Below are 12,548 nucleotides of genomic sequence, written 5' to 3'. Positions count from 1 at the left end.
CAATCTATAACGAGCAAGGCCAGGAAGTCGTGAAAGGAAAAACAAACGAACAAGGCATTGCAAAGTTTGAGAAATTACCAGCTGGTAAATACACATATAAAGAGACATTCGCACCAGAGGGATATTTAATCAATGAAGAAACATTCTCTTTTGAAATTAAAATAGATGGTGAGATTATCAAACATGTTGTAGCAGATCAGAAAAAAGAAGTTCCACCAACACCAGAAACGCCACAACCAGAGCAACCGGAACAACCACAGCCAGAACAACCAAAACCACAACCAGAGAAGCCACAAACACCACAGGTCATTGAAAAACCTGTACCAACACCAGAGAAACCACAAAACATTGTAAAACAACCACAACCGATGAAAGAACAACCTAAGAAAGTAGAAAGTCATTTACCAACAACAGGCGGCAAAGCTGAAAATCCATATTGGAAATGGATTGGTGTTACATTTGTCGTTCTTGGTAGCATCCTAGCTGTTTACGCATTTAGAAAACGTAAGAATCAAGAAGTGTAAAACACTCTCAACTGATAAGGGAGGGCGGGATCAAATGTGCATATTTGATGTACATTATCAAATCAATGATAGGAAATATACGAAATCATATTTACTTGCATTGGTGGAAGATGGGTTTCAGTTGCGAAAAAATATCCAACATGTTCTATTCAAAGAGCACCAACAAGAAATTAAGATTCTTTCTACAGATTTAGAGGAATTAGATTTAGTAGCTTTATAAAAAACTGATACGAATGGAAAGGTGAGATTGCTATGTGTGGAACATTTATTGGAAGAAGTGCACAAATCCCAGCATTTATAAAACCAAAATGGTATGACATGAGTAAGTCAAATTCCATTGTCATAGAGAATGCAGGGAATAAAATGAATCCTCAATTTGTATTTGAAGAAGAAAATAGAAATATCCTGGTACGAGGTGGAACAGGAAAAGGAAAAACAGGTTTGATGAAGCAACTTCTTACCCTTGTCATGGCGGATAATCAACAAGCGACTGTCTTAGATGGGGATGGAGAGTATAAAGAATACGAAAAAATGGGTGCTCACATTATCACTTTTACATCAAAAGATTCTTTTCTAAGCAAAACCGAAATAGAAACATGCAAACAATCGGATGTCGTTATCATTGATGAAGGATTAAGGTTGTATTCCAATAATCCAGATGGATTCATCAATCTTTTAGAAGAACTAGAGGAACTGAATGTAAGAGTTTTTGTAAGTTTTCAAGCGATACCAGAAGAGTTATTGCACAGATTTGATGTGTATTTAGAATTGGACCCACTCATCGCTTAAAACTATACAATATTTCTATTTAACGATATAGAATGATAAAACAATACAGGAGGTTTTCTTATGAAACCAATTAAGCATATGCGAAGTAAACGCGGTTTTTATATCGGTCGAGTTCCACATACAACACATACACCTTCAACAAATAAGCGTACAGAAGAATGGGCGGGAAGAATGGGAAAGAGCATGATTTTCTCTTCTCTCTTAGTTACACTAGACCCTTACAAAAAAGCGCGTAAATCATAATATTCATGGGAGGACATTCTTTCACTGAATATCCTCCCCACTTAAAAGGAGGAAGCAAAATGGGAAAACAAGCGTATCAAAATCGTCAAGAATGCTGGGAAACGTTCTGGAAAGAACAAGTAACGGTAGATGGTGAATTAGATATCGAACAAGTGAAGCAAGAACTCTTCAACTATAAAACACTCTTAGATCAAATTAATCAACCTCAAAACGGAATCATGCAACCTCAAATCTTGATTCAATTAGCCGCAGAAGAACGAACACAAAAGCATCGTGAAAAACTAGTAGCCCTTGCATAAGGCCATTTCAAGGATAGAAAGGAAGTGAAGAAGTGGCGCACAGCAAGCTCGACAAAGAAATTGAAAACTTCATAGAAAAGAACTGGAAAATGCTTTTAGGTATAGGAGCTGTTGCATTTGTCTGGTTTTCTAAAGAAAAAATCCTCACAGAATTGATGAAGCTGGTGCCAACTGTAGTCGGTGTGTTTCGTGGGATTGCTTTATTGATCTTGCTAGGAATTGTCATACGGATTGTCTTACATGGCATCTATTTATATCTAGAAAAGAAGCGGTATCGATACGTATTATTCATTCCGCACATAGATGATGAAGTCACACCAGATAAACTAGGGCAAATGATTCGGCATGTACATGGTTCGGGTCGAAAGCCTTTAGAACGTCTGTTAAAAGGTCGCGATTGGTACCGCATGACGATGTATCGTCCAGAGGGAGAAAATGAGCGTGTTCGCTTTTATGTAGGTGGTCCAGAAGATAAAATCAAACAGGTTGTGCAAGCCATACAAAGCGCTTATACCCACAGTGAAATTTATACCGTCCCAAAGGAAGAAATGCCATTTCCAACAAGAAAAGCGGTAGGAGGACGGATGGTATTAAAGAGAAAGCGGCTAGATGCCACATTATCACTCGCGCGCTATACACGTGATGTATTACCGATGTTAGGAAGCGCAATGGAAGAAAAGACATGGATTGATATTGCTTTTACACCAGATAACGGGTATCAGCTGACAAAAGGGATTCGAAAAGCAGAAAAGGTCATTCGAAAGAAGAAAAAGCATGGTTTAGATGCTTTTGAGAAAGAAGAAATTCGCGCATTAAATAAACGGTTTGCAAAAAATGAAGTGGCGTTTCAAGTATCCGTTTCATTCGCAAGTGACTATTATCCTGGTGTACCTGTTATCAAGAACTTAGGACATATGGTCACAAGTATTATGGCCGATGTGAATGAACTTAGATACAGGCGTTTTAGACGCAGTATGCCAGCTGTACCGCATCCCGTATACGGGAAAATGATTTGGACGGGATCAGAGCTATTAAACTTGTTGCACCTTCCAAATGTAACGGGTGATAAAAACAGCAAGACAGAGCGAAACATCTTGTATCTAGATAAAGGTGAAAACATGATACCAGATGATTTATTGGCCGAAGGCATTTCAATTGGTCATGTAATGCATCCCTATATTAGGGACCGATTAGTAAAAATTCGAGAAGATTTCTTCAAGAATCATGGCTACATTACAGGGAAAGTTGGGTCTGGTAAAAGTACTATTGCCATGAGATTGATGCAAAGTGTTATTGATAAGTGGCTAGAAAATCCGAATGAAGCGGGCGGATTGTCTCTATTTGATCCGACGGAAGATTTGGCATATGTAGCAATGAATCGACTCTTAAAAGCGGAAAAGGATGGGAAACAGGTTGATTGGAGCAAGGTTCACTTTATCCGTTTTCGAAACACAGATCATCCGCCAGCCTTGAATTTATTTCATCGTTTTCCAAATGAAGATATCCAAACAGTGGTTGAATCCATTATGGAAATGATTAAGTTAATGATTCAAGGGCAAGCACAACAAACAGAACGATTGCTAAGGGCGATTATTGGGACGTTACTTTGTGATAAGAGTCAAATTCATACGATTTTAAGTATCCCATTATTCATAAGTGATGAACTGTTTCGAGCAAATGTAATCGCCAATTTACAAGGACCAGAACAAAAATATTACTCTCACTTTTGGAAATATGAAGTGGGAAGCGCGTTAGAAGACAGCACACAAGCGATTTTAAACCGATTAGATATCTTCCGTAATACGTTGTATTTAAAGCGTATGTACGGGCAAACAGGCTTTTCCTTAGAAATTCGAAAGTGGATGGATGAAGGACACCTTATCTTTTACGATTTAGCAGGAATGGGAAAAGAAGATACATTGCTTACAGTCGGTTACATTTGTAACCAATATCACCGTATCGCCCAACAGCGGCCGCATGGTTCAAAACTACATTTAGGCGTAATAGATGAAGCCCATGACGTGCCAGTACCCGTTCTTCCTAAAATTATTGCGAAGGATCGGAAGCATGGATTTGGATTATGGGTGATTACCCAGCAAGTTTCGGGACAGTTAGACAGAGAGCTAACAGACATGTTAACAGAGGCGGGCGGAAATTACTTTGTATGTAGGCAAGGTCATAATTCCGCGAAAACGTTAGAGGGCATTATGCAAAAACAATTCCGTACAGAGTATTTGCAAAACCTTCCTAACTTAGTAGTAGCCATACAAACACAAGATTATATCAGAGGTGAGGCAAAAAATGTGTGGTGTACGATACGTGTTCCACCATTAGACCGCTATCTACCAAATGGAAAAGCGGCAAATTACAAAAACGAAAAAGAAATTCATGCATCAAATGAATGGACCAGAGCAAAAATTCATTCTTTAGAGCAACAAAATGGGAAAGCAGGATTAGAAATCGACAAGGAAATTGATGAGTTCCTATACGGAAAAGGCAAGTATCAACAAGCCGAAAAAGTCAATTTAACGAAAGAAGAACCTGTTGTGACATCGGGGCTAGATGAATTAGAAGAAAAAGCACCTTCCAATGAAGAAGTGAAAGAACCTGTTTCCGAAACAAAGCCAGTTGAACCCACACATCAAGCGCAAATTATCCCATTTCGAAAACAAGCTATCGAAGCGGTAAAAGTGAAAGAAGAAAAACAAGAAGTGAAACAGCCAGAAACACAAGCAAAAGAATCAGAAATAGAACTTCCAGAAGAAACGCCGATCATCGAACCATCAAAAAGTGAGAATGAAATGGAGGCAGTTATGAAAGGAGAAAAAAGCATTTTCGATATGTGGGAAAAGGAGTAGAGACTATGTGCAGTATGTTGCTATTGGAAGAAGACCAAAACTTACTCATGGATATACACAATCACATCTATGTTGATATGGAGTATATAACAGAAAAAGTATATCCGAACCATAAGAAAAAATCAGTATACTACCGTTTGAATCGTTTGGTACAAGAAAAATATTTAAAAAATGAATTACTTCCCATACCTGTTTCAAGAAACCAGGTTCGTAAATCTGGAAGACCGCAAAACGTATATACGCTTGCGGCAAAGGGAGTAGAAACAGTTTGTGGATTAAGAGGGAGTGTACATTGGAAAAGTAGTTGGTCCCAACGTTCGGCATCCTTTGTGTATCACAGTTTAATGTTAGCAAAGATTGAATGTGCCATGACATTAATATCGAAGAGAGAAGAAAGATTGGAACTAAAGGAATGGATTAACGAACCGCGGGCCACATTCCAATATGCAAAAGGAAAAAATCGCGTCATACGCCCAGACGGAGTTGCGGTAATTGGATTAAAAGAAGCAATTGATAAAAACATTGGTGTATTCATGGAAATGGAACGTTCTTACGGATCAAAAGAAGTATTAGAAAAAAAGATTATCCGTTATAACGATTTCATGACGCAAGAAGGAAAAAAGGCAGACTATCGGACACATGCTGGTATGGGATATGAAATACCGATATGGCGCCTGGTATTTGTTGCAGGTAGTGAAAGTAGAGAAAAAGAATTGATTCGCTACTTAAAAGGGGTAAGCAGTCCAGAAATTCCAGTTTATATCACACTGTTTCAAGATATATTGCAAGACCCATTCGGGAATATTTATCGGAATATTCAAAATCCAAATGAGAAAGTGAGGTTCTAAGAATGTGTTTCGGTTTATTTTATCGATAAGCGCCAGTATTTTTCTGTTAATTGTCCTTTCAGATTGGTTATTTGAAAGAGTACCAGGATCACGAGAAGCCTGGGAAGCGGTGAAAAGTAAAGTGGTGGAAATTTACTATACGCAAGGATGGGAAGGTGTCTTGCTTTTCTTCCTGGTCGTAGTGGGAATATGGAAGATGGTCGATAGTCGATCGTAAGGGGGATGAAAATGGATACATTGGAAGGTTTAGAGTTTGTAAGGGAGTTTCGGGCTACAGATGGAGCGTCCTTCGAAGTAGGGAGGGATACAGGTAAACGGTATGTGGTTCATGCTAGATTCCCATATATTACAGGCAGTCAAACCAAACTCAATAATTTTATCAATTATGCACGAAATGAAATAAAAGATGAATCAACCGCGGTTGGTATGGCTTCATTCGCTTGTGATTGCTACGAACGATCTTTACGCCAGTACCGAAATTGAAGGGGGGATGAATATGTTTCAAAAGGTGAAACAGTGGTTTGCAAAAACATTTGAAAGTAAACAAGGGAAGGCAAGGAAAGCCACAAAGCTTCCTTCTTATAAAGGGCGCTTAATTGGAAAATGGGCCTTTTGGCTCCTGTTTTGTTGGATGCTCATTGTATCCATCACAACCGTAGTAAAAGGAAAGGGAGATACAACAGCAAAGGCCAGTACCACTCCAAAGGAAGTCACACAAAAACAAAACCTTGCCTTGCGTCCAGAAGCGATTGAATTTGCACGGGGATTCGCAAAGGAATACTTTACATGGCAAAGAGGGGATGAAGGCAAGAAGAAGCGTTCAGAGCGCTTACATCCCTATATACCGAAAACGTTTGATCCGCAAGTTGGTTTAGATTTTGTAAGTATGCAATGGGATTCCAATTTTCTATACGCAACTGTATTAAGAGTAGATGAGGTTACAGATAAAGAAGCAAGCGTAATTTTTAAAGTGAAATACAAATTAAGCCGCATGAAAGCAGATAATAGCGGGCCAGAGGATAAGGAGGTGATCCAGCAAGTGTCGGTTCCTGTTCAATCAGATGGAAAGGCTTTTGTGATTAGTGGATTCCCTCAAATCGTCAAGGTGAATGAAAAAGCGGAAGTACCAGAAGGAAAAGAAGAGAAAGACCGAGAGGAAGTCCATGAACTCGCTGTAAAAGAAGACATTCGAGAATTTCTACCCACGTTCTTTAAATCCTATACGACCGCAACACAAAAAGAACTCGCGTATGTGCTAGCTAATACGGATATTAAAGGGTTAGAAGGAGCCATGAAATTTGAAAATGTACTTTCCTCTAAGATTTATCCAGGAAAAACAAAAGGCACGTATGAGGTACAAACAGAGGTATCTATGATTGATCCGCATTCTGAAACGAAAATGAAAACAGGTTACACGTTGTTTGTAAAACAAGATGGAAAGCAATGGGTTGTAAAAGACTTAAAAACAAAATAAGAGAGGGGCATGTATATGTTCAATATAAATCATTTTGTGTTAGGAATCGGGTTGGAAGGATTTTTTGAAATGATGAAGACACAAGGAACATACGCATTATATTGTGCGTTTATCATTGTTATCTTGATCGTAGCGGCAAAGCGTGCATGGGGAAAAGCGATCACGTTAATTGTTGGCGGCGGGATTGTTGTATTCTTCATTAACAAACCAGATGCATTAAAAACAATCGGAACGTGGTTAGGTGGATTATTTGGCGTCTAAGTAAGGGATGGAAAGGAAGGGAGCTACATGAAGGAAAAAGAATCAAAATCTATCATTGTCTATTGTTTCGGAAGCTATATGAACTATATGCGAAGACAGTACGAAATTATGGGGTATCGTCTTCCGCGTGCGGTTACATGGAGGGCACTTGGTTATTTTGCGGCGGTAGAAGCGGGGCTTGTAGCCTTCCGCTTCCTCCCTCCCTTTAAATGGATATTCGGGGATATGATCGATCAAGTTTGGCTCATGTATTATGGTGTGATTCCTCTTTTCCTCGTATGGGGCGCGGATAAATATAAAACAGATGGAAAATCACTTTTCTCTTTTGTTCGGTCCTGGGTCACATTTCGTTTACGTAAACATCAAAGTAGCCGATTAGTGACCTTGCCGAAATTAAAAAAACATGTGATTCGTGGTCATGTGTGTGTGCAATATGACGTTAAAGATATACCAATAGTACATGTAGCTAGCGAAGAAGAAGAGAAAGACATACACGCTTATAACCTAACATTTTTACCCCAAAAGGAGGAAATGAAAGATGTTGAAAACGATGAACAGATCACCATTAAAGCACGTTGAAAAGAATTTAGCGTTTAGTACAGACGGAAAGGTATCCGCAGTATATGAAGTAGACGGATTCGAATACGATCATCAAGATGAAAGCACAAAAAAAGTATATTATCGCAATCAACTCGCTCTTTTTACCCATCAAGAATATGATATCCACTTACTTGTGATTCCTCGTACAACAAATTCAGATGAAATTCTGGATGAACATATTTCCACTTTAAAAGGGCCAATGGCCCCAACAGGACGCTTTCTTTTTAAAAAGGTAAAAGAATACTTACGAAATGCGGCCATTGCGAAAGAGAACATGGAATATCGCTTTTTCGTTTTAGTACAACTGAATATGGAACAGAAAGAAAGACAAATTCGTAACCCTGTCGTAGAAACATGGAAGTTTATGAAGAAGGTTAGAGAAGGATTTGCAGAGACAGCCCAAAACATATCGGGTATGAATGTGACGGATATTTTAGAAGAGGAAATTGAAAATTATTTAGAAGTAGAAGACGTTTTATTTAGCCAGGTTAGAGGGGCCTTTCATAATACCAGACGTGCGAAACCGTCAACAACGCGCTTTTTATTCCATCATAACTTTAAACGTGGCATGAAAGAACTGAATCGGGATCAAAACTGGAAAGTAGGTTCTACGGTTACCTTGAAAAATGAAGAAGGAAAGGCGGTAAAAGTACGTCGGCCAGATTTACAAGAAATGGTGCACTTAACGGATACCGTGATTGATGAAAGCCCAGGGCGTTCTCTTATACTCGAAAGACAAAATGAAGAAGGAGAAATCGAAACCTCTCATGTTGCTTTTCTTGCGGTGAAAGATATGCCCGAAATATCGGCCTTTCCTGGTGGAGAGTGGATTTATCGCATTCAATCGCATTCGTTAAAGTTTCCTGTTGAAATGAGTATTCGAGCGTATCACTTAGAAAACCAGATGGTCACACAAAAGCTCTCAAATAGTGAATTGGAATTAAACGATCAACGTCAACAAGCAATGGTAGGTGGTCGCACAACAGATTTAACAATTGATCGTAAAGCAAGAGGCGTCAAAATTGTAAAAGATCGATTTGAAACAACAGGAGCACCTGGATATGAACTAAGTGTACTGTTTTGTGTATATGCCGAAGATGAAAAAACATTAAAATCACGCGTCAATACGCTCATTACAGAATATCGCAAAATGAAAATTGAATTGGTCAATCCATTTGGAGAACAGCTAGCATACTTCTATGAGTTCTTACCAGGCTCTAAACGTTATAATACGGACTTCAAATTGTTTGTGGAGCCAGGTGTACTTGCAATGGGCATGTTTGGGGCCACAACACAAATTGGTGACAATCAAGGGTTTTACATTGGAAAGACAAAGAAATTAAATCGTCCTGTTTTTGTTCGTCCCGAACTAGCGGCGAAAGCATTAGATAACATTGTGACAGCATTTGAAAGTTTATCGGTTATGTTCGCGGGGCAAACAGGGAAAGGGAAATCGTTCCTAATGAACTTACTCGCTTTCTGGATTGTGATGAGTGGCGGAAGGGCATTTATTATTGATCCTAAAGGGGACCGCACAAGATGGCCCGAATTATTGCCAGGGTTCAATGAGGATACCTTGCAAGTGTGGACGCTTGGGAAGGATAAAAAGGATGCAGGCTGTTTAGACCCATTCCGAATAAGCGCAACAATTGAAGATGCAAAGAGTTTGGCACTTGAAATTTTAACGTTCCTATCGGATGTAGGATTAGAAGATATCCGATATGACTATTTATATAAAGCGATTGAACGAGTAGCGAAAAAAGAAGATGCATGTTTAACTTTGGTTCGTAAAGAACTAGAGGAAATGAAGAAAGAACCTAACTTATTGCCAACTGAATTAGAACGATTAAACGCTCTTACAAATCGTTTAGCAACCTTAGAAGGCATCCAGCTAGGAGATTTATTGTTTGGTAGACCAGGTCAAGATTACCGCGTATTAAGCCTAGAACGCCCGTTACAAGTATTACAAATTCAACATTTACGCATTCCGAAATCAGAGGAAAAGAATGAAAGTGTTACAGACAAATTATCTCGTAGTATCTTAATTGCATTAGCGGCATTTGGTAAATCCTTAATGCATTCCGACCGTAGTATTTTCAAAGTATACCTACAAGATGAGGCATCAAGTATTTTGAAAAATAAAGAGGGTGCGGCGTCTTCTGACAAAATCATTCGAGAAGGACGTTATCACAATATCGGCTTGTATTTAGGAACACAAAACGCATCCGATTATCAATCTGAAAACAAAGAGGTTGCCAATGTGGGTATGAAGTTCTGTTTTGCGCTGAAATACGATAAGGAAGCGGAAGAAATGTTGCGTTACTATAACTTACCGGTCACAGAAGAAAATATCTTAATGTTACGCCAGTTACGGCGCGGCGAAGCCTTGTTCCAGGATATTTTTGGCCGAACCGCGGTTGTAGAAATTGATCCTGTTTTCCAAGAATTAAAGACTGCATTTGATTCCTCTACGAAAACAGACGAAGAACGCGCACAACAATTGGCGTAATTCGTATTACAATACAGATAAGAGTATTCTAAATTATCTGTATATGGAGGATGGAACGATGAAAAAATTACGTATGTTATCTGGATTATGTGTAGCAGGAATGTTGATGGTAACGGGGTTTGCGGGTTGTTCAAATGAAACGAAAAGCAATGCAAATCAACAAGAGAGCCAGAAAGAAAGAGATATAAAAGAAGCAGATAAAGCGGTTATGGATTATGTTAAAGCTGAAATTGAAGTGGACTACGGAAAGTTAGCAACGTTAGTTTATGAACCATTAAAGGATGAGGATAGAAGTGTACGTCATCCAGGAGCTAGTAAGGATATGGGAAGTAGATACGATTTATATAGATATGATTTAGAGGAAGGAAAAAATGAACTCTATTACGCAGTAAAATTCTATGATCCTGTAAAGGATGGGACAGTAAATATAGAGTTAAAAATGGTGAAAGATGAAAAAGATGGGAAATGGAAAAATTATAGCTGGACTTGGAATTGGGAACATAATATCAAGGACATAGTTGGGAGTGTAAAACCTATACATGTCCATAAATGGGGGCAAAAGGAATGAAAAAACTTTTCTCTATTTGTATGATTCTTGTATTCTTTTTACTACCGTTAGGGCCTCATGTGGCCCTAGCGGAAGATACAAAAACAGAAGAAAAACAGGAACAAAAAGGGGCGCGAATTTCTGAAAATCTATTTAGTGGGTACACAGATGGGATTTACAAAGATAAATATTATGAGATTGATACGTACCAGCCAAAAGAAGATGAAAAAAATGTATTTCAAAAAGTTGGTGGGTACTTATTTGGTGATGATAGTGTAGGCAAAGATTTACAAAGGATGTTGTATACAACTTGTCAATGGTTTGCGAATATGGCCTTTCAGTTAAATGTTATTCTCGGCCAATTAACTATTTTTTTAGTCGATCAAGCGTTGAACCTGGATATTGTAGATACTGTAGCGGATAAATTAGGTGCGGCTATGCAAAATATCGCTGGTATTGGAAAAGGTGGTTTTTCATCTTCTGGACTATTCCCAGCAATTATCGGCATTGCTTGTGTGTTATCGGCTTGTTATGCGGGCTATATTTTCTTTATTAAGCGCCAGCCCTCAAAAGGTTTAAGTGAGTTAGTAAAAACAGTTTTGGTTATTGCTTTTATTGTTACGTACATTGGAAATGCAGGTGCGATTTTAAAGAGTGCAAATACGATTAGTTCTGAAATTAGTGTAACGGTATTAGCAAAAGCAACAGGAACGGTTGCAGGTGATCCAGGACGTTCCAAAGAGGATGCAATCTTTTCAGTAAAAAAGCAGATTTGGGATTTGTTAGTTGAACGACCATATTTGTTTCTACAGTACGGGGAGGATTCAAAAGAAAAATTAGGTGCTAAACGAGTAGATGAACTATTAGCAACGCCTCTTGGAAAAGATAGAGATGAAAAGATAAAAAAGGAAGTTAAAGACGGAAATCAAATGATGGTGATTTCTTCTGTAGGAGAGCGCCTTGTATTTACAGTCATGTATTATGTTGTGAATACATTCGCAGGTGTTCCAGTAATCGCGTTTTGTTTACTGATTGTAGCATTCCAATTATGGTTCCTTGTCATGAGTATTATCTCACCAATCGTCATGGCGGTGGCTCTATTGCCAGGACATCGTAGAGTCATTGAAAGCTGGGCTTCACAATGGATTCGCCCTTTGGCATTAAAAATCTTTATGTCAGTTATGCTTGTTATCATCTTTACGGTGGCAGAATTACTATATGTATTGCCAGAAGCGGGCGTTGCAGGATATGTGTCTACAATGATTTTCCAAATTCTTGTTTTTGTTCTTTGCTACCTGTTTAGAGGAAATATTGTTGCGGCCTTTAGTCGAGCACGTGGCGTGTATGAGACAGTTACAAATATATCTCTTATGACTGAAAACTTTGTAGATAAAGGAAAAGAGTACGCTGGAAACACAATGTCTTATATTGGAGACAAAATGGGAGCACATTTTAACAGCGCGGCTGAATTAGCGGCGGCAGGCGGCCAGTTAGAAAATGCTGGGACAGATGACGAAAAGACAAAAGCCAATCCGTTAGTGCAAGCGAATATACCGAATGATTTACCAAATAATCAAACGGATCAAGAAAAAGAAG

The 12,548-nt window shown here is 38.7% G+C and carries 14 protein-coding genes; all 14 read left to right on the top strand.

Translation table 11 applies throughout. The annotated features are described in order from the left end of the window. The coding region (locus MR160_RS30460) for a SpaA isopeptide-forming pilin-related protein (RefSeq protein WP_242298972.1) at positions 1-524 on the top strand (524 nt) is incomplete at its 5' end. A 34-nt stretch (positions 525-558) separates the two neighbouring features. Then, positions 559-744 (top strand): hypothetical protein, encoded by a 186-nt coding sequence (locus tag MR160_RS30455; protein ID WP_016099495.1) that lies wholly within the window; start codon positions 559-561, stop codon positions 742-744. Positions 745-776: 32 nt separating this feature from the next. Beyond that, the gene (locus tag MR160_RS30450; protein WP_242298971.1) at positions 777-1,313 is read left to right on the top strand and encodes a type IV secretion system DNA-binding domain-containing protein; all 537 of its coding nucleotides are present in this window, start codon (positions 777-779) and stop codon (positions 1,311-1,313) included. 60 nt (positions 1,314-1,373) lie between these two features. Continuing rightward, positions 1,374-1,556 (top strand): hypothetical protein, encoded by a 183-nt coding sequence (locus tag MR160_RS30445; RefSeq protein ID WP_000802603.1) that lies wholly within the window; start codon positions 1,374-1,376, stop codon positions 1,554-1,556. A gap of 59 nt (positions 1,557-1,615) precedes the next feature. Continuing rightward, on the top strand, positions 1,616-1,855 hold the full coding sequence (locus MR160_RS30440) for a hypothetical protein (RefSeq protein WP_242298970.1): 240 nt from the start codon (positions 1,616-1,618) through the stop codon (positions 1,853-1,855). 32 nt (positions 1,856-1,887) lie between these two features. Beyond that, positions 1,888-4,713, top strand: a complete 2,826-nt coding sequence (locus MR160_RS30435; RefSeq protein ID WP_242298969.1) for a type IV secretory system conjugative DNA transfer family protein — start codon at positions 1,888-1,890, stop codon at positions 4,711-4,713. A gap of 5 nt (positions 4,714-4,718) precedes the next feature. Next, positions 4,719-5,561 carry a replication-relaxation family protein gene (locus MR160_RS30430; RefSeq protein ID WP_000337181.1) on the top strand — a complete coding sequence of 281 codons (843 nt, stop codon included), beginning with the start codon at positions 4,719-4,721 and terminating at the stop codon, positions 5,559-5,561. A gap of 228 nt (positions 5,562-5,789) precedes the next feature. Continuing rightward, positions 5,790-6,044: a hypothetical protein gene (locus MR160_RS30425; protein ID WP_061655316.1), complete on the top strand. Its 255-nt coding sequence runs from the start codon at positions 5,790-5,792 to the stop codon at positions 6,042-6,044. A 13-nt stretch (positions 6,045-6,057) separates the two neighbouring features. Continuing rightward, positions 6,058-7,035, top strand: a complete 978-nt coding sequence (locus MR160_RS30420; RefSeq protein ID WP_242298968.1) for a conjugal transfer protein — start codon at positions 6,058-6,060, stop codon at positions 7,033-7,035. 9 nt (positions 7,036-7,044) lie between these two features. Continuing rightward, positions 7,045-7,296 (top strand): TcpD family membrane protein, encoded by a 252-nt coding sequence (locus MR160_RS30415; protein ID WP_000281809.1) that lies wholly within the window; start codon positions 7,045-7,047, stop codon positions 7,294-7,296. A gap of 27 nt (positions 7,297-7,323) precedes the next feature. After that, positions 7,324-7,875: a TcpE family conjugal transfer membrane protein gene (locus MR160_RS30410; protein WP_000659661.1), complete on the top strand. Its 552-nt coding sequence runs from the start codon at positions 7,324-7,326 to the stop codon at positions 7,873-7,875. After that, the gene (locus MR160_RS30405) at positions 7,835-10,405 is read left to right on the top strand and encodes an ATP-binding protein (protein ID WP_088322283.1); all 2,571 of its coding nucleotides are present in this window, start codon (positions 7,835-7,837) and stop codon (positions 10,403-10,405) included. Before MR160_RS30410 ends, MR160_RS30405 begins: the two co-directional genes overlap by 41 nt. A gap of 43 nt (positions 10,406-10,448) precedes the next feature. After that, a complete protein-coding gene (locus tag MR160_RS30400; RefSeq protein ID WP_242298967.1) occupies positions 10,449-10,973 on the top strand; it encodes a hypothetical protein in 525 nt (174 codons plus the stop codon). Then, positions 10,970-12,548, top strand: a 1,579-nt coding sequence (locus MR160_RS30395; protein ID WP_481746742.1) for a CD3337/EF1877 family mobilome membrane protein, incomplete at its 3' end; no start/stop codon positions are given. The genes MR160_RS30400 and MR160_RS30395, both read left to right, overlap by 4 nt.

This window comes from Bacillus cereus group sp. BfR-BA-01382 (genome assembly GCF_022663475.1).
Taxonomy (GTDB): Bacteria; Bacillota; Bacilli; order Bacillales; family Bacillaceae_G; genus Bacillus_A; species Bacillus_A thuringiensis_S.
This window is presented reverse-complemented; position numbering and strand designations above follow the sequence as displayed.